The organism is Micromonospora qiuiae (genome assembly GCF_016863555.1).
GTDB lineage: Bacteria > Actinomycetota > Actinomycetes > Mycobacteriales > Micromonosporaceae > Micromonospora > Micromonospora qiuiae.
Genome location: NZ_BOPC01000011.1, coordinates 33,439 through 50,926 on the forward strand (window position 1 = coordinate 33,439; position 17,488 = coordinate 50,926).

At 70.1% G+C, this 17,488-nt stretch carries 16 protein-coding genes; 10 read left to right on the forward strand and 6 right to left on the reverse strand.

What is annotated here, in order from left to right:
• Window positions 1-45: 45 nt before the first annotated feature.
• The gene (locus Vqi01_RS03755) at window positions 46-1,506 is read right to left on the reverse strand and encodes an NADH-quinone oxidoreductase subunit NuoF family protein (protein WP_204033118.1); all 1,461 of its coding nucleotides are present in this window, start codon (window positions 1,504-1,506) and stop codon (window positions 46-48) included.
• Between the two features lie 2 nt (window positions 1,507-1,508).
• Entirely contained in the window at window positions 1,509-3,305 is a 1,797-nt protein-coding gene (locus tag Vqi01_RS03760) for a ferric reductase-like transmembrane domain-containing protein (protein WP_239098157.1), read from the reverse strand.
• 256 nt (window positions 3,306-3,561) lie between these two features.
• Here Vqi01_RS03760 and Vqi01_RS03765 point away from each other — a divergent pair, with 256 nt between their 5' ends.
• Both Vqi01_RS03765 and Vqi01_RS03770 read left to right on the forward strand, forming a co-directional pair.
• Entirely contained in the window at window positions 3,562-5,010 is a 1,449-nt protein-coding gene (locus Vqi01_RS03765) for an alpha-amylase (RefSeq protein ID WP_204032992.1), read from the forward strand.
• Between the two features lie 252 nt (window positions 5,011-5,262).
• Window positions 5,263-6,138: a L,D-transpeptidase gene (locus tag Vqi01_RS03770; RefSeq protein ID WP_204032994.1), complete on the forward strand. Its 876-nt coding sequence runs from the start codon at window positions 5,263-5,265 to the stop codon at window positions 6,136-6,138.
• 147 nt (window positions 6,139-6,285) lie between these two features.
• On the opposite strand, the gene Vqi01_RS03775 is transcribed toward Vqi01_RS03770, so the two are convergent.
• The 3 genes from Vqi01_RS03775 to Vqi01_RS03785 are packed head-to-tail and all read right to left on the reverse strand — an operon-like array spanning window position 6,286 to window position 8,866.
• On the reverse strand, window positions 6,286-8,313 hold the full coding sequence (locus Vqi01_RS03775; protein WP_204032996.1) for a hypothetical protein: 2,028 nt from the start codon (window positions 8,311-8,313) through the stop codon (window positions 6,286-6,288).
• Complete coding sequence (locus Vqi01_RS03780) at window positions 8,310-8,567, reverse strand: hypothetical protein (protein WP_204032998.1); 258 nt, start codon at window positions 8,565-8,567, stop codon at window positions 8,310-8,312. The genes Vqi01_RS03775 and Vqi01_RS03780 overlap by 4 nt, the downstream gene beginning before the upstream one ends.
• Window positions 8,564-8,866 (reverse strand): DivIVA domain-containing protein, encoded by a 303-nt coding sequence (locus tag Vqi01_RS03785; protein ID WP_239098166.1) that lies wholly within the window; start codon window positions 8,864-8,866, stop codon window positions 8,564-8,566. Before Vqi01_RS03785 ends, Vqi01_RS03780 begins: the two co-directional genes overlap by 4 nt.
• A gap of 500 nt (window positions 8,867-9,366) precedes the next feature.
• On the opposite strand from Vqi01_RS03785, the gene Vqi01_RS03790 reads away from it, so the two are divergent.
• From Vqi01_RS03790 to Vqi01_RS03825, 8 genes are all read left to right on the forward strand, one after another.
• Window positions 9,367-10,245: a helix-turn-helix domain-containing protein gene (locus tag Vqi01_RS03790; RefSeq protein WP_204033120.1), complete on the forward strand. Its 879-nt coding sequence runs from the start codon at window positions 9,367-9,369 to the stop codon at window positions 10,243-10,245.
• A complete protein-coding gene (locus tag Vqi01_RS03795) occupies window positions 10,238-10,438 on the forward strand; it encodes a DUF397 domain-containing protein (protein WP_204033001.1) in 201 nt (66 codons plus the stop codon). The genes Vqi01_RS03790 and Vqi01_RS03795 overlap by 8 nt, the downstream gene beginning before the upstream one ends.
• Before the next feature lie 590 nt (window positions 10,439-11,028).
• Window positions 11,029-11,289: a hypothetical protein gene (locus tag Vqi01_RS03800; protein ID WP_204033003.1), complete on the forward strand. Its 261-nt coding sequence runs from the start codon at window positions 11,029-11,031 to the stop codon at window positions 11,287-11,289.
• A gap of 16 nt (window positions 11,290-11,305) precedes the next feature.
• On the forward strand, window positions 11,306-11,944 hold the full coding sequence (locus Vqi01_RS03805; RefSeq protein ID WP_204033004.1) for a hypothetical protein: 639 nt from the start codon (window positions 11,306-11,308) through the stop codon (window positions 11,942-11,944).
• A 422-nt stretch (window positions 11,945-12,366) separates the two neighbouring features.
• A complete protein-coding gene (locus Vqi01_RS03810; protein ID WP_204033126.1) occupies window positions 12,367-12,585 on the forward strand; it encodes a hypothetical protein in 219 nt (72 codons plus the stop codon).
• A gap of 64 nt (window positions 12,586-12,649) precedes the next feature.
• A complete protein-coding gene (locus tag Vqi01_RS03815; RefSeq protein ID WP_239098158.1) occupies window positions 12,650-12,964 on the forward strand; it encodes a hypothetical protein in 315 nt (104 codons plus the stop codon).
• Between the two features lie 98 nt (window positions 12,965-13,062).
• Window positions 13,063-13,440: a hypothetical protein gene (locus Vqi01_RS03820; RefSeq protein WP_204033006.1), complete on the forward strand. Its 378-nt coding sequence runs from the start codon at window positions 13,063-13,065 to the stop codon at window positions 13,438-13,440.
• A gap of 17 nt (window positions 13,441-13,457) precedes the next feature.
• On the forward strand, window positions 13,458-13,775 hold the full coding sequence (locus tag Vqi01_RS03825) for a hypothetical protein (protein ID WP_239098159.1): 318 nt from the start codon (window positions 13,458-13,460) through the stop codon (window positions 13,773-13,775).
• Window positions 13,776-14,042: 267 nt separating this feature from the next.
• On the opposite strand, the gene Vqi01_RS03830 is transcribed toward Vqi01_RS03825, so the two are convergent.
• On the reverse strand, window positions 14,043-17,342 hold the full coding sequence (locus Vqi01_RS03830) for a DEAD/DEAH box helicase (protein WP_204033008.1): 3,300 nt from the start codon (window positions 17,340-17,342) through the stop codon (window positions 14,043-14,045).
• Between the last annotated feature and the right edge of the window lie 146 nt (window positions 17,343-17,488).

Below are 17,488 nucleotides of genomic sequence, written 5' to 3' on the forward strand. Positions count from 1 at the left end.
TCGCTCAGGCCGGGCGGCAGCCGATCGGGCCGCCCGGCGGCACACTCAAGCCTTGGTCAGCCGCAGCGCGAGTTCCGGGCAGACCTTGACCGCCTTCGTCGCGCCCTCCCGCAGCCAGGTCGGCACGGGAGTGGACGGGAAGGCGGGATATCCGTTGTGGTCGAGCCGGATGAAGTCCGGCACCACGTGGGCGCAGAGGCCGTGCCCGTCGCACCGCGACCAGTCCAGCACCAGCTTCTGCGGGTCCGGGTCGGGGGCGCCGGGCAGCCCCATCACGCCCTTGACCCGCCGACCGCAGCCCTCGCCGGTGGTGTGTTTCTTCAGGTCGTCGGCGAAGACCTCCATGGCCGAGAGCGCGAAGCGGGACGTGCCGTCGGGGTGGCTGCAGGCACCGCGTCCCTTGACGTCGCCGGCCGCGGCCCGGACCACCTCCACCGGGGCGCTGCCGGAGACCGCCAGGTCGACGGCGCGGGCCAGGTCGGGCAGGCCCCGTTTGCACGGGCCGCACTGCCCGGCGGACTCGCCGGCCAGGTAGCGCACCACCTGGGCGGCCTCCCCGAGCGGGCAGGTGTCGTTGGCGAGCGGGACGATGATGCCGGCACCGAGGGTGCCACCGACCGCGGCCAGCCCCTTGCGGGACACCTCGGCCTTGTTCGCCGCCTCCCAGGTGATCCACTTGCCGTGGTAGCCGCCCATCAGGATGCCCGGCCCTTCGGGCACCTCGCAGAGTTCGAGAATCTCCTGCAGCGGGGTGCCGGCGGCGCACTCGACCACCGCGTGCCGCTTCGCCGCGCCGGTCACGCTGAGCAGCACGGTGCCGGGCTCGTCGTCGGTGCCGAGCGCCGCGTACTCGTACGGGCCGAGCCGGGCGGCGATCGCCATCTGGGAGTACGTCTCGGCGTTGGACAGCAGGGTGGGCAGATTGTTCACCCCGGAGTCGCTGGAGCGCTTCTTGGTGCCGGGCGGGATGTGCGGCAACCCGTTGATCCCGTTGACCAGCGCGCCGCCCTCGCCGCTGATGAACCGGTGCGGCACCGTGACCACACTGGTCGGCACCGGCATCCGGCGCTCCTCCAGCGCCTCCATCAGGGAGTCCCGGCCGATCAGGTCGTCGGCCACGCAGAGCACGATCTCCTCGGCGTCGAGCGCGAACGCGGCCAGGGCGGCACCGTCGAGGATCAGGTGCGGGGCCCGGGTGAGGATGACCTTGTCCTTCCAACTGGCCGGCTCGCCCTCGGTGGCGTTGACCACCACCACGGGCGGCAGGTCCTGCCGTTCGCAGGACTCCAGCACCGCGCGCAGCTTCCTGGCGAACGGGAAGCCGGCGCCGCCCTTGCCCTTGAGCTGGATGCCCTCGGCGAGACCCAGCAGCGCGGAGGGTTCCATCGGGCTGATCGGGCCGTGCACCATCTCGTGGGCGCGCAGGTCGAGCCGACCGAACTCGGCGAACCCGGCGGTGAGTCGGGGCTCACCGATGCAGGCCACCGGCGGAACGGTGGTACGCATCGTCACTTGGCTTCACCCCGCAGGCCGGCCCAGTAGGCACCGTCGACGCTGTCCGGGTCGGCCCGGCGACGACGCCGGCTCTCGGCCGAGGAGGCCCGGCGGGCCCGCCGGGAGGCGAGGTCGACCAGGGTCGGGGTGTCGTCGTCGGGTACGTCGTCGGGGGTGTACCGCGCCGGGGGGCGCCAGTAGTCGGTCTCGGCCTCCGGCACGTCGTCCTCGGCGCTGTGCCGTCCACCGCCGCTGCGCGGTGCCGCCGAGATCGGCGAACCGGAGATCGGGGCGCCGGAGACCGGGTCAGCGGAGACCGGGGCAATCGACTCCCACCGGCGCGGGCTGTCCCACGGCTCCTCCGCCTCGTCGTTCACCCGTTGGGGCGGGGCGGAGTAGCGGCTGCGGGCGTCGGTGGCGACGCGGGACCGCCGGGAGCGGAACTCCTCGTCGTCGCGGCGGCGCCGGCCGACCGGCTCACGATCGGCGTCCAACAGCAGTTCCTCCTCCTCACGGCGGCGCGTGGAGCGGCGGCTCACCGGCTCACGCTCCTCCTCCCGCCGGGAGGCTCGCCGCCAGCTGGGTTCCTCGTCACGGCGGGTGCGCCGGCTCACCGGCTCCAGATCGTCCTCGACCCGCGCCGACCGCCAGTCCAACTCCAGTTCCTCGTCGCGGCGGCTGGTCCGCCGGCCGACCGGCTCATCGTCCCGGCGGCGGCGTGCCACCGGCTCGAGCATCTCGGTCTCCCGGCGTACGACCCGCTCCAACTCCTCCTCGTCGCGGCGCGACGCCCGCCGGACGACCGGCTCCAACTCCTCGTCGCGGCGGGTGCGGCCCGGTCGGAGCTGGTCGCGCAGGGAGCCGGGTTCCGGGACCACGGGCACGGTGAAGCGCTCCGGGTCGTTGCGCCGGATGGTGGGGCTGGCCCAGGTGCCGGAGGTGCTGTCGGCCCAGCTGATGTCGCGGCGGGCCCGCTCGTTCTCGCCGCCTCGCCTGGTCAGGGTGGCGAGCAGCGACCTGCTCCGGGTCTCGTCGCTGCCCTTGCCGGTCATCGCCTCGTTGAGGGCCGCGGCCTGGTGCTGCTCGCGGCTGCGCCGTTGCAGGGTCACCGACAGGCGCACGAGCAGCGCCACCACGACCAGCACCACGCAGAGGAAGTAGCTGAGGGTGACCCAGCCGGCGGGCGCGCGGCCGGCGAGCAGACCGTGGAAGATGGCGAACGGCCAGGAGACGTACGCCATGGAGTGCAGCGCCCGCCACACCCACTTCGGACCGATGTCGGCGAACCGGGCCCGGATGATGCCGGTCCACAGCACACCGACCATGAGCAGCGCGGCGATGGTGCCGAGCCCGACGTAGAGGCCCCGGCCACCGACGAACGGCACGGCGGCGTCGGTCACGCCCGCCCGCCCGCTGGCGATCTTCGTGATCACGTGGAAGCCCAGGCCGGCGACGCCGAGGATACCGGTGGCCCGGTGCGCGGACTGCATCAGCACCCGGTGCCGGATCATCAGGACCAGCCGGTCGGTGGAGACCAGCCCCAGCATCACGGTGATGCTCAGCGCGACGAGCGCGACGACTCCGGCGAAGAACTCCGTGAAGAAGAAGCCCATCGCGTACATCTTCTGGCCACCGGTGGTGAGCATCATCAGTGCCCACAGCACGGCGAGTCCGCACGCGGACAGCGCCAGGATCTGGGCGCGGGACCGCACCCGGATCCCTCTGCTGCTGACGCTGGTACGGACGGCAGGCGGCTTCTCGTTCTGCGTAGCCCGGGCCATGTGCTCCTCGATCGTCTCGCGGCGGCGCACCGCCGGCCGACCCTGTTCCCCACACCAGTACGTCTGCGAGCCCCGGGCGGATCAGCTGCGGCGAAAAAATCTCAGCAGGTTGTCGAACCGTCCTCCCACCCGGCGCGTGTAAAGGCGCCGCGAACAGTCACCCATGCCCATACATTGACAGTCGATGAAATCCGCTTGTAATCTTTCCGAAATCTTTCAGCCCCGATTGCAAGATCTGGGCAGCGGACCACCACCCCCAGTCCCCCGGCACCCCCAGGAGCACCCGATGCACCGACGTCGACTCCGCCCGGCGATCGTCGCGCTCGCCACGATCGCCAGCCTCCTCACCCCCGCCCTCGTGGCGGCGCCCCCGGCCGTGGCCGCGCCGACGGGCGGCAAGAAGGTCATCGCCAATCTCTTCGAGTGGAACTGGCCCTCGGTGGCCAGCGAGTGCACCAGCACCCTCGGCCCGAAGGGCTACGGCTACGTCCAGGTCTCACCCCCGCAGGAGCACGTCCGCGGCAACCAGTGGTGGGTGGCGTACCAGCCGGTCAGCTACCGGATCGAGTCCCGCAAGGGCACCCGGGAGCAGTTCCGGTCCATGGTGAACACGTGCCACGCGGCCGGCGTCAAAGTGATCGTGGACGCGGTCATCAACCACATGTCCGGGCAGGACAACGGCGGCACCGGCTGGGCCGGATCGTCGTACCAGCACTACGTCTACCCGGGCATCTACCAGGCGCAGGACTTCCACTACTGCGGCCGCAACGGCAACAACGACATCGTCAACTACCAGGACCGGTACGAGGTGCAGAACTGCGAGCTGGTCAACCTCGCCGACCTCAAGACGGAGTCGGACTACGTCCGGTCCCGGCTCGCCGCGTACCTCAACGACCTGCTCTCACTCGGCGTGGACGGCTTCCGGCTGGACGCCAGCAAGCACATGCCGGCCGCCGACATCGCCGCCATCCTCGGCCGGTTGAGCCGCCCGGCGTACGTCGTGCAGGAGGTCATCTACGGCGCCGGTGAGCCGATCCGGCCCGAGGAGTACACCGGCAACGGCGACGTGCACGAGTTCCGCTACGGCAAGGACCTGGCCCGCGTCTTCCGCTCCGAGCGGCTGGCCTACCTGCGCAACTTCGGCGAAGGCTGGGGCCATCTGCCCACCGGCCGGGCGTCGGTCTTCATCGACAACCACGACACCCAGCGCGACGACGCCGGGGTGCTCACCTACCGCGACCGGGGCACCTACGCGCTGGCCAACGCCTTCATGCTGGCCTGGCCGTACGGCTCGCCGACGGTGATGTCGAGCTACACCTACAGCAGCCGCGACGCCGGCCCGCCGTCGGACGGCAACAACAGGACGCTCAACGCGGTCTGCTACTCCGGCTGGGAGTGCGAGCACCGCTGGCCGGTGATCGCGAACATGGTGGGCTTCCGCAACGCCACCGAGGGCACCGGGGTCAGCAACTGGTACGACAACGGCTACCAGCACATCGCCTTCAGCCGCACCGGCAAGGGCTACATCACCATCAACAACGAGTCGTACGCGATCACCGGCCGCTCCTATTACACCGGCCTGCCCGCCGGCCGCTACTGCGACATCATCCACGGCACCTTCACCAACAACACCTGCTCCGGCCCGGTCATCACGGTCGACGCCAACGGCTGGTTCTCCGCCACCGTCCCCGCCCGCGACGCCCTGGCCCTCCACACCAACGCCCGCCTCCCCTAACCCCCACCCACCCCACCCCCCACCCACCCACCCCACCCCCCACCCACCCCACCCGCGCCCACCCCCGCCGACCCGCGTTGATCATGAAGTTGTTGTCGGTTTTAGAGATCGACGAGGGCAATAACTTCATGATCAACGCGGGTGGGCCTGTCGGGGTGGGGGTGGTTTGGGGGGTTTGGTGTTGAGTGGGGGGGTTAGGGTGGGTGGGTGAGGTTTTTGGGTGGGGGTGGGACCGGGCGGTGGTGGGTTGGCATGGCCGTGGGCTTGGCCGTACTGGCGGGCGGCTCGGCGGCGTACACCGGGTGGGCCGGCACTTCCGCGTCCCGGCCGGTGCCGGTGGTCGGGCCGAACGAACCAACGGGAGAGTCGGCGGCCGAGGTGCCGAGGCCCGGCGCCGCCGAGGCGGAAAGTGTCAGGCCCGCAGCGCCCGCGCCGGACGACCTCCCGGAGATCGACTACGACCCGGCACCCGCCGGCTTCCCCGAGGACCCGGACACCCTGGACACCACGGCGCTGACCCAGGGGCTGCGCCCCGAGCGCCGGCTCGCCGCCTACGACGCGCCCGGTGGTCGGCCGCTGGCCTTCCTGATGCCGGCCATCAGCGGAGTGGAGCTGACCGTTCCCGTCGCGCGACGCGAGGCCGGCTGGACGGCGGTGCTGCTCCCCTCGGCAAACCGCAAACTGGCCTGGCTGCCACCGGGCGGCTTCCACACGGTCCCGCTGCACGACCAGATCGTGGTAGAACGGCGGCCATACCGGCTGACCTGGTACCGCGACGGAGTTGCGAACAGTAGTTGGCGACTCAGTCTGGGCCAGCCCGGCCAGGAGACGCCGCTGGGCCGAACCTTCATCCTCGGCCGTACCCCGCCACCCGAACCGGTCTACGGCGGCGTGGACATCTTCGCCCTCGGCGCGGTCCCCGACGATCCCGACGCCGTACCCACCGGTCTACGCGGCGCGCACATCGGCATCCACACCTGGTACCACGACGGCGAGTTGGGCCGGTCGACCACCAACGGCTGCATCCGGCTGACCAGCAGCGGCCAGCGGCTCCTGCTGGAGCAGCTGCACCCGGGCACCCCCGTCGTGGTCGTCGACGAGTTGCCCACCCCACCCCCGACCGCCTGACCCGGTCGTGGCTTCCGCCTCCCGCTGAGGTGCGCGCATCCTGGCCCGAGGGTGGCATGCTCAGCGACACCAGCCACGCGGATTCCGGACACCTGACCGGGTTCGGGCGGGGTCGATAACCACCGCCGTCTGACGCATCGGGGCGGGTCACAGCCGCAGGGCAGAGACGGCGTCGTCGATCGTGGCGGCCTGGGCGAGCGGTACGACGCCGCTCTCCTCGGTCAGCCAGAGCCGGCAACCCGTACGGTCGAAGGCCGCCACCACCGGCTGCCCCGCGTAGTGCCGGCCGACGCGGCGCAGCAGCTCGGCCGGGTCCGGCACCGGCGGCGAGGGCGCGGCCTGCGGGGCCGGCACCGGCCGGTCCGGCTCCCGGGGCACGGCAGCGAGGAGGTGGCTGTCGAGGTGCTCGACGCAGCGGGCCACGGCCGCCTCGACGCTGGCGCCGAACGGGAACTCCGCCCCGACCTGCGCGTCCCGGGCGGCGAGCCGGATGCGCCACCGCTCTCCCTGGATCTTCAGCGGGTCGCCCGCGTCGAGCCGGTGGTCGCGGTAGGTGAGTACGGCGGTCAGGTCGAGGGCGTGGGCGAGCCGCAGCAGGTCGGCCAGCGGCGGTGCGTCCGGCACGGCGGCCAGCACGAACAGCCGCGCCCCGGGCAGCCTGGCGGCGAGTTGCTCGACGTGGCGGTGCGCGGGGTCGATGCCGGGCTCATCGACTGTCACGATCCCGTCGAGCAGGTCCTGGTCGACCGGCCAGTCCGAGTCGAGACGGGTGAGGTCGGCGGGGCGTACCCCGAAGGTGGTGGCGTAGCGGGCCAGCCGCCGGTGCGGGCCAAGCTGATGCACCGGTTTGCCGTTGGGCTGATGGGTGACCACCGGGGCGGCCTCGTCAACGTCGGGCCGCCAGGTTTCGTGGCTCACCCGGCGCAGGTCGGTCACGGTCACCGCCACCGCGGCCGGAATCCGGCCGCTGTCCCGGCAGGTCGAGCAGCACCGCCCGGTGGGGGCCAGGCCGGCACCGGAGCAGTCCGGGCATTTCGGGTCGGGCCCGGACGCGCCGCGCCGGCAGTCGCAGCGACGCAGCCGGCTGCCGGGCCGGCAGTCCGGGCAGGGCCGGTGCGGGATCGGTTCACCCCACCAGGCCGGGTCGGGTGGTTCCGTGGCCCGCCGCAGCGACTCCGCCACGTACCGGACGATCTGGCCGGTCTCCCGCTCGTGCAGGGTCTCGACGCTGCCGGTCGGGTGCAGCGCCGTGTTCCACCAGCGCCCGTCCCGCCAGATCGCCTGCGCGCCGGGCGCATCGCCGACCAGCTCTGCGAGCACGGCCCGGCCAAGCCGGTCAAGGTCAACCTCCGGGGGTACGCCGGCAGCCGCCACCGGTCGCACCGTATGAAGCGGCGCATGCCGCCCTCGTTCGTCCAGCCCGCACATGGCGGACCGGAAACTCGTGTCGGCGATCGCCGAGGGCAAATCCCAGGCGTGGGCGTGCACCTGCGGGTCGAGCGGCACCGGGCTGCCCGGCAGCTCGTACCGGATGTCCCAGACCACCTCGTGGTAGCTGCGGCGGCGAGCCTCCACCACCAGGTCAAGCTGGAGCAGGTCGGCCAACGCGCAGAGCCGCGACAGCTCAGCCCGCGGGTCGGGCGGCGGCGATGTCTCACTGCTGCGGCCGACGAAGACCCACCAGGGGTCGTAGTCGTGCCGGGCGAGCGCTTCGGCCTCCAGCGCCCACCGTTCTCGCGCGGCCAGTTCGGGCCGCCACTGCGGCGGCAGCCAGTACAGCGTCTCCTCCGCGGAACGCCGCCCCCAGCGTGGGCGCAGCCCGCGTACCCCGACGGCGTCACAGAGCCGCGCGACCAGCTTCCCGGCCCGGCCGACCCGCTCCCGATCTGGCGGTGGGTCGAGCCGGCCGGGCACCAGCCGCCGCGACGCCGCCGCCCCGGTGTCCAGGTTGACCACCGTCACCACCAGCTGCGCCCGCCGCCGCCCACCACGCCCGCACCGATGGCACGGCTCGGCCACGCTGCCGTCCCCTTGACAGAGCCGGCAATCGGCGTACGCCTCGTCGCGGTACTCACCGCCCTCCACGATGAGCCGGTCGCCACCCCAGGTGCACTCGCACCGCCGCACCCGAAAGCCCAGCCCGCCGCAGTCGTCGCAGTCCACCGTGAGGCTCATGGCCGCCCGCCCAACCGCCGCGCGCAGCCACCGTCGTGGTCGGCCCGCAGCAGGCACCTTCCGCCGCCGGGCAGCAGAAGATCGCAGAAAACCCGATGCCGTACGCCCTGCTCGTCCTCGGCCGACACGGTGGTCTCCCCCGGATCGGCCTGCGGCAGCATCCGCGCCCACCGGGCCACCACCCGCGCCAACCGCTGCGCCGCGAGCAGGTCGGCCGCCTCCACCGGCAGATGCACCACATACCGCCCGTTCACCGCCACACCCCCTGGTTCACCGGCCGCTGATCCACGGGCCGGTGGTACGCCGGGCGTTGGTTCGCGCCGCCCTGCCGCCCCTGGCCCCACTCGGACTGCCACCGCCGCAACGCGTCCCGGACCCGGGCCGCCTCCCGGTGCGACTCGGCCACCTGCCGGTACGCGGCCTCCAGGTCGTCGGCTACCCGGCCAAGGAACTCGGTCACCTCCGCCGGGTCGTAGCCACGCCGCCCCAACCGGAACCGTCGATCCCGCACCTGCCACGGCCGATAGCTCGCCGCCCGATAACAGGTACCGATTCCGTAGCTTTCGCCACGCTGCTCGCCTCGCTGCCCGTCGAGCTGCCCGGCGTTCTCCGCAGCCTGCCTCGTGTGCTCTGCGGCCTGCCTGGTGTGCCGGGCGTCGTACCGCCCGGCTCGCCGCCGCCGAAAAGGGATGCGCATGACAGACCTCGCTCTCGTCAGCGTGGGCGATGAAAACGGCGGGCCCATCGGCCCGCCGCGCACCGACGGACCCGCCACGCACCTGCCACCGCAGCCCTCATCGCAGTACGGCACCAGGGCAGACACGGCCCCTGACCAGCACTTCCACAGTGGCCGTGAGGAGAGTGAAGCACCGGCCAAAGCGAAATGCAACGTCTAACAATCGACGCTTGATCAACGATGACTGCGACGCGAACACGCCTTGTGAAATGTCTATTGTTTTTTATACATCGTGGCTGTTTAATTACTCAGAGGCACGTCGACAATGGCCACGACAGCGGAGGCGCGGAGTGTCACAGGCGGTAACCGGGACGACGATGTTGCGACGACAGATCGGCCGCAAGCTCGAATCGCTACGCAGGGCAGCCGGCCTCACGATGGAGCAGGCCGCCGAGGAACTGGACCGCGCTCGTGCGACCTTGCACCGCATCGAGAACGGCGCCGAGAACGTCCGCTTCCGCGCCGCCGACGTCAAAGAGATGCTCAACCTCTACGGCGCGTCAGGCGAGGACACCGAACTGCTGCTGGCGATGACCGCCGCCACACGCGAGAACAAGAACTGGTGGCACGACTACATCGGCTCCGGCCTACCTCGCTGGTTCCAGCTCTACATCGGACTCGAAGAGGCAGCGGCCAACATCCGCCACTACCGCCCCGAACTGGTTCCGGGCCTTCTGCAGACCCGGGCCTACGCCTCGCAGGTGTTCGCCATGCCCGGCGGAGCAGTCGATGCGGACGCCGACGAGGAGCGAGAGCGAGCCATCCAGCTCCGCATCGATCGGCAGGCGCTTCTCACCCGCTTCGCGGCTCCACAACTGAGCGTGATACTTAACGAAGCGGTCCTGCGTCGACCAGTCGGCGGCGGGGCCGTCATGCCCGAACAGCTCCACCAGATCTTGAAGGCAATGGAGCTACCCAACGTAACCGTTCGCGTGCTGCAATTTTCGGCCGGCCTACACGCTGGAGCCATGTCCGGAGCCTTCTCGATCATCGAATTTCCCGAAGACAGCAAGGGCAAGGAGGTGGAGCCGCCGGTGGCATACCTGGAGGCCGCGACCGGAGCGATTTATCTCGACAAGCCGCACGAGACCGCCGCCTACAACACGATCTGGGCTGACATGGCGGGCCGCGCCCTCAACGAGTCCGAGTCCAAGAGCCTGATCCAGCAAGTCGCAGAGGAGTACTCCCGTGCCTGATCTGACCGGTGCCGTCTGGCGCAAGTCAAGCCGCAGCAATAACGGCGGCGAGTGCGTCGAGGTGGCGGACAACCTGCCCGGCGTTGTCGGGCTGCGAGACAGCAAGGATCCGAGCGGACCGGTCCTCACGTTCAGCCCAGCGGGCTGGGCCGCCTTCTTGGTGGGCGTGAAGCGGGAGACCTTCGGCGACTGAGCGGGTGGGCGCGGGTCAGCACCCCGCGGTTACGGCGAGCAGGCCCGCGCCCTCAACCAGTCGAGAGCTTGATGTCACAGAGACATATTTAGTGAGTCCGGCAATAGGGGCGGTGGCGGACCTTGGCCCGTGCAGCGACCGGCCGATCAGCCTGAGGCGCTCTCATCCGGCATCGTCGCGCTGGATGCCGCAACTCGTGGTTCTCGCACGAGATGCCGCAACTCGTGGCCTCAGCGGACCCGGATGCCCCGGCATGCCGCAACTCGTGCCGCGCACCGGACGGGATACCGCGACACGCCGCAGCTCGTGCCTACCCGATCGGCCCGAACACCCCGACATGCCGTAACCCGCGCCGCCCCTTCCCTAGGGACAGCATCACCAGACCACCTCGCCTATTGCCGACCGCTCTTATTTCACAGTGACATGAAGCTCGAACAGTTCATCACCTCCGACGCCTCACTCGCCGCGACGGCCCTCTCTGACAGCGCCAGCCCGTGACCGATGAGCGACCGAGGGCTGACGGAACGTACACGATCCGGTACGGTCGCCTGCGGACATGTCTCGATGCCTCACGGGGAGGAGTCGTCGCGGTGGCGTCGATTGAGGAGATCAAGGCCGGCATCAACCGTTTCGGCCAGCAGACCCAGCAGAGCGTCGTGCAGCTTCGCGCGGTGCACGACTCGTTGGAGCAGAGCCTCGCGCTGTTGCAGGCGGTCACCGCCGGCACCAACCACCCGGCCGTCGGCCAGGCGATCAGCCAGATCGAGCAGGTCAAGGGCAAGCTCAACGAGGCATCCCAGCTCGCGTTGGGCGCGGTCGACACCACCAGGCGATACGCCGCCGGCTTCTGACACCCGAGAGGTCCCCATGCCACGCGTCATCGTCCCGGTCGGGCTGTCCATGGGTCCGCGCTACCGCTACATCCGCCCGCCGGACCCGATCCCCGAGTGCTACGAAATCCACCTCGGCGACGACCTGATCGAGCTGACCGAGACCGAGGCGGCGGTCTGGGCAGCCGCCTTCGTGGACGCCGAACGGCACGCCAAACTCGAAGTCAATCGAGAGTCATTGATCCGGCTCCTGGAAACCGCCCCGAATCCGGAACCCCAGGCCACCCGTCTGGTCGACAGTCTGATCGCCCGCGGCCTCCTCGTCGAGTTCGACACCGACGGCGACCTCGAACCAGTCTTCCGCCGCCACAAACTCCTCCCCCTCGGTCAAGGACTCGGCTCCACCCCTGAGGAACCCCACCTCCACCGCGTCGGCCTCGCCAACCAACCAATCCTGGCCCTGAGTAGCGACGCCTACATGCTGTGGAGCTTCTCTTCGCTGCACCCCAATCTCTGGGAGGCATGCGTCTACTACGTGGACGACACGGAGTTGATCGCTGAAGGCGGCGAGCCACTTGGCCTGACACCCCAGATGATGGCCGGTGAGCTTGCACAGAACATTCCGTTGCTGGTGGCCACCGGCTGCGGCTTTCTCGACCAGCCCGTGAGCGCATGAGATACCGCCGTTCCGGCCAACGCCGATCCGCGCCGGACCGATCTTTCGCCCGCCGGGTTGGCTTCGAGACAGCGAAGGAAGGCGGCGGAACGCTGCTACAACAGGCCGGCGCAGCGCTCGGCGCACTGGTGGGTCTGCTCGGCAGTCGCTGGGGTCTTCCCCCGTCTGCTTCAGTCGTCACTGGCGCCGTCGTCGGCGGCGCGATTGGTAGCGTCGGCAAGGGCTTCGTCACGGCCGGGCTCGACCACCTTCGCGAGCGGCGGGAACAGCGAAGTGCCCGTACCGCGTCTCGTGCCAGACCTGTCCGAAGCTGGCGGCATCAGAGCGGAAGCAGCAGCACTGGCTCTGCTCTACCGCCCATATCGCGTCCCAGAGCATCAGCCAGCATCGCCGGACAAGTGATTGGTGGGCTGGACAACGTAGTGGCTCAGCTCAGTCGGGCGTCACGCCAGCTCGCCGAGATTCACCGGACGATGTGGGCGAGTCAGAACGCGCTCAACGCGGTCCTTGCCGGTGGGCGACCGGAGGTGGTCCGGGCCTTGGACGCCCAACTGTCGGCGGCCCGCGGTCTCGTACACGACTCGTCCGGTCTGCTCGGCAACTGCACCGACACCATCAGCGGCTATCGCGCCAGCATCTGACGTATGCCTGCCGATCGGCGACAGTGCGGGAACCCGGAGCGGCGAATGGGCTGGCGGCCTCCAGGTGATCGGTGCCGCCTTCGCTATCGCCGTCAACCGACGCTTCGGAGCGGACGCCACACCTGCCGGCATCGCTAAGTTCGTGGCCACAGCTCGGGCGAGCTACGACGGGGGTGACAGCCTTCCCGCGCTTGAAATGGAAGGGCTGATCCGTGCCGCCCTTGGCGAGCCTGAACTAGCCGGCAACATAACTCCGGACGTTGCGTTGGGCTCTGAGTTGTTCGTCCTTACCCGGCTCTTGCAGAAGGTCAGCTTGACGCAGGAGGAACTTGACGCCTTCGTCGCCGAAGCAGAACAGACCGCTGCGGAGTACATGTAGGTCCGGAGCCTCGCAAGCCCATCCCATTCTGCTGCTGCTACAGGCCAGCGCGCTGAGGGTGAGGGAACCCGGTCGGAACCCGAGGCGGCGGATGCGCGTTGGACGCGGTGACGGTGTCGACGAGCCTGGGGGTTGCGATGGGCGGGCGGGCAGCAGCGTTACTCGTCGGTTTGGTGGTGCTGGTGGCCGGCTGCGCCGGAACGGCACCTGCCGGCCACGCCTCGGACAGCCTGCAACGGTCTCTTCGGTCGCCTGATGTTCATCGGGCGTGGGAGTCATGCGCCGCCGCCGGGGCAGCCGATGGTGACCTCGATGGCAGCCAGGATGCACTCGCGTTGCCGGTGCTCGGTGCAGATTTCGTGCCGGTGGCGGCGGTGGTCTGCGGGGGCGAAACACAGCAGCGACCGACCGGCGGATCAGACCTGGTTGCCGTGGAGGACCAGGCCGACGAGGTGACCGCGCGCTGCCGCCGATAACCACCGAGCCGGAGGGAATGGCGGACACCGTGGCGGAGTTCTTCGCCGCGTACGACGCCGAGCCGCTTCAGGCTCCCCTCGACCTCGCCCGGCACCTGATCTTCGGAGCGGTGGACTACTCCCGTGGCCTCGGCTTCGACCCGCATCGTGACTTCTACAGCGCCGCGCCGTACCTCGGCACCTGGGAGCCGCCGAGCCGGATCACTGTCGGCCTGAACGGCAAGCCCTACTTCCAGCAGGGTCCCCACGACAATCCCGAGCGGATCATCCGCACCCTCAACCGCTCGGTCGGCGAGAGCAACTACCACTTCACCACGGTGTCGGAACTGCGTTGACCCCGATCGTTGACGGCTCAGCGACTCGACACACCGACGAACGGGCTGCTGAGCCGTCAACAATCTATTCGGGTGGGACGAGGCGCTGGATCGTGTCGACCCGGTCGATGGCTTTCATGTTCCATGGACCCCTCCTTACCTCAACACCGGAGTAAGGAACCAGATATCAAGATCAGGAAAGTTGATATCACCGTGGAATCGCCGCATGAACTGGAGGAATTTTGACCGGCCGTCGCACCAGTACTCGACGAATTGTCCAGCCGGCGGCTATTCCAGCAGGCTGCGGATGTCGTTGGCGGTGAGCTGGGCGGACGCGAACTCGCCGCCGTCGAGGACGCTGGCGAACAGTTCCGCCTTACGCGCCTTCAGGGCCATCACCTTCTCCTCGATGGTGTCCTTGGCGACCAGCCGGTACACCATGACGTTGCGGGTCTGGCCGATGCGGTGCACCCGGTCGACGGCCTGGTTCTCGGCGGCCGGGTTCCACCACGGGTCGAGCAGCAGGCAGTAGTCGGCCTCGGTGAGGTTGAGGCCGAACCCGCCGGCCTTGAGGCTGATCAGGAAGACCGGGTTGATGCCCTGCTTGAACTCGTCGATCACGGCGGCCCGGTCGCGGGTGCTGCCGTCGAGATAGCTGCACCCGATGCCAGCCTGTTCGAGGCGCTGCCGGGCCTGGCCGAGGAAGCGGGTGAACTGGCTGAACACCAGGCTGCGATGGCCCTCGGCGACCAGGTCCGAGATCCGTTCGGTGAGTACGTCCAGCTTGGTCGAGGGCACACGCTGATTCGGGTCGACCAGGGTGACGTCGAGGCTCGCCTGCCGCAGCAGGGTGAGCGACCGGAAGATCTCGAAGCGGTTCCTCTCCAGGTCGCCGAGGAGGCCGAGGACCTTCTGCCGCTCCCGTTGCAGGTACGCCTGGTACACCCGCCGATGCCGGCGGTCCAGCTCGATCTCCAGGACCTGTTCCTGCTTGGGCGGCAGGTCGGCAACCACGTCGGCCTTGCGGCGGCGCAGCATCAGCGGGCGGATCCGGCGGCGTAGCTGGGCGAGCCGGTCCGGGTCGCGATCCTTCTCGATCGGATTGCGGTAGTACTCGGTGAACCGGTCGGCCCGCGGCAGCAGCCCCGGCGCGGTGATCGAGCAGAGCGCCCACAGCTCGCCGAGGTTGTTCTCCATCGGGGTCCCGGTGATCGCCAGCTTGAAGGGGGCCGGCAGCAGTTTCGCGCAGCGGTGCGCCTGGGACTGGCTGTTCTTGACGAACTGCGCCTCGTCGAGGATCAGACCGGCCCAGTCGAGCGTGCGGTAGTCGTCGTACTCCAGCCGGAACAGGGTGTACGAGGTGACGACGACCTGTGCCCCGGCCACCGCCTCGCCGAGCGCGTCGCCGCGCCGCGCCGCTGTCTGGGTGATCGCCCGGACGACCAGGTCCGGTGTGAAGCGGGCCGCCTCACGGGCCCAGTTGTCCACCACGCTGGCCGGGCACACCACGAGAAACGGCTGCTCCCCGTGGGCGTGGCAGATCAGCGCCAACGCCTGCAGTGTCTTGCCGAGCCCCATGTCGTCGGCGAGGATTCCGCCGAGACCGTGGTCGTGCAGGGTCGCCAGCCAGCGGAAGCCGTCGCGCTGGTACGGCCGCAGCTCTGCGCGTACGCCCGACGGGACCGGTTGCTCGACGGCCGGGTCCGCTTCGCTCAGCGCGCGCACCGACTGCTGCCAGACGGCGGCCTGGCCGGTGATCTCCCCCAGGTCGGCCAGCTCGTCCCAGAGCCCGGCCTGGAACCGCCCGACCCGCAGTTTTCCGGGCGGGGCGTCTGCAAGCGCGCGCGACTCGGCGATCAGTTCCCGGAGCTGGCGGAACTCCGCACGGTCCAGCGCGAAATAGGTGCCGCTGGGCAGAATGAGGTATTGCTGGTCCTGCGCGAGCGCGGCGAACAGCTCGGCGAAGTCGACCGGCTCGCCGCCGACGCTGACCCGCACCGACAGGTCGAACCAGTCGCGCTCGTCGGAGTCGCCGCCGCCCGCGAAGGTGATGGCCGGCGCCTCGTACGTCTCCTGATAGTCGGGCAGCGCCGCGTCCGGCGGTGCGATCACCTCGACGTCGTCGAGCTCGGCGAGCCTCGGCACGACGTCGCCGAGGAGACGGATCATGGCGTCGCCGGCGACGGTGGCCGTGGTGGCCAGCTGGGGCCCGGCCGGCGACGGTTCCAGGAGTTCGGGTGCCGGCTTGGCGACCAGCTCGACGGCCCGGCGGAGCACCTCCTCGCGATGGGCGTCGGGGCCACCGGCCCGCAACGGTTCGGGATGACGCCGGCCACCGACGACCCGATGCCACTCCCACTCCACCCGCAGGCGATGTCCTGCCTCAGGAGTCATCGTCATCGCCAACGTGACCGGACCGACCGCCGGGAGGCGGACCGCCGGACCGGCCGGCAGCACCTCCACCTGGCGGAGCAGGTCCGGATAGAACCGGTCGAAGAAGCGCTCCTCCTCGGCGGCCGGAATGCGGATCGCCGGGCGGGACAACGTCCGTGTCATGCCCCGCGACAGCGGCCCGGCCAACGGAGCCAGCCGCAATGCCGGCTTCCCGGGTCGGGGCGTGGCAGCATCCGGCTCTCCCCACCAGGCGACGCCGTGCGCCGGTTGACCGACGAAGGCCAGCTGCGCGGCTCGGATCGGCGTGCCGTCGGCCGACAGCGCCGGTTCCAGCACGAGTTCGTCCTCGGCTCGGTCGACCCGCAACGAGAGCCGGGCCGGCATCCTGCTGATCACCACCGGCGCAGGGTTTTTGCCCGGCTGCACGAGCGCCAAGCCGGCCTCGTCGGCCTCGATCAGCAGGTCCCAGATCCGCCGGGACTCGAACTCGTCCAGGAAGACGGCCTGTCGGTGCCCGCCGTAGTAGTAGCCGTACGGGTCGTGAGCCGGGGCGGCCAGCCGCACGATCTCGCTGAGCAGCCGGCGGTGCCGCTCCACCCGCTTGGATCTGCCGATGTTCGCGTAACTCAGGCTCGACCAGCTGATCCCGGTACGGATCCAGCCGGTCCGCCCCGGCACCACCGGCCGCAGCGCCACCCGGAAGCCGTCGGCGTCCGAGCTGGACGGGACGACCTCGAACTGCAGACCGACACCCACCGGTTCCGGGTCGGGGGCGACCGAAGGCACGGTGACATCGCGTACCAGTTTGGAGAGCGCCTTCTCCCACTCCTGCTTCGCCGCCTTACGCACCCGAGGCGGCGCGGGAGATGCGACGGCGGGCCGGCCGGCATCGGGCCGACCGGCATCGGGCAGCGCCGCGAGGATCAACGCCGTGGGGTGGGCACATTCGGCCTGTCCGCACGTGCACGAACCGTCCATCGCCGTGATACGGCCGTCGGCGTCCGTGGTCACCGCCGCGGTCACCGAGTTGTCGCGTCGGCCGGCGAGCCCGCATTCCCCTCGACCGGCGGCGCCATCCCACCGGACCTTCACCAGGTCTCCAGCTTCGAGGTGCTGCCGGGCACGGACGAAGGTCCCGGTCCCGACGATCTCGTACAGCGCCGCCTCGGCCTCGGTCAGGGCAAGCTTGGCCACATCCATCCCTCTCGCCCGGTCCGGCTTCCGATGCGCAGCAAACAATAGTCACCTACCCGGAGTCGTCTGAAGCAGCAGAGCGTGTCGTGGACGTGGAGTGGTGGGGGCAGACGGCTGATCTGGGCCTTCGCCCTGGCATGGGAACC

What these genes read in the sequence shown, in the direction of transcription:
- Vqi01_RS03755 (WP_204033118.1), bottom strand. Translation starts at nt 1,506, where the DNA reads ATGCGTACCACCGTTCCGCCGGTGGCCTGCATCGGTGAGCCCCGACTC.
- Vqi01_RS03765 (WP_204032992.1), top strand. Translation starts at nt 3,562, where the DNA reads ATGCACCGACGTCGACTCCGCCCGGCGATCGTCGCGCTCGCCACGATC.
- Vqi01_RS03770 (WP_204032994.1), top strand. Translation starts at nt 5,263, where the DNA reads ATGGCCGTGGGCTTGGCCGTACTGGCGGGCGGCTCGGCGGCGTACACC.
- Vqi01_RS03775 (WP_204032996.1), bottom strand. Translation starts at nt 8,313, where the DNA reads ATGAGCCTCACGGTGGACTGCGACGACTGCGGCGGGCTGGGCTTTCGG.
- Vqi01_RS03790 (WP_204033120.1), top strand. Translation starts at nt 9,367, where the DNA reads ATGTTGCGACGACAGATCGGCCGCAAGCTCGAATCGCTACGCAGGGCA.
- Vqi01_RS03805 (WP_204033004.1), top strand. Translation starts at nt 11,306, where the DNA reads ATGCCACGCGTCATCGTCCCGGTCGGGCTGTCCATGGGTCCGCGCTAC.
- Vqi01_RS03825 (WP_239098159.1), top strand. Translation starts at nt 13,458, where the DNA reads ATGGCGGACACCGTGGCGGAGTTCTTCGCCGCGTACGACGCCGAGCCG.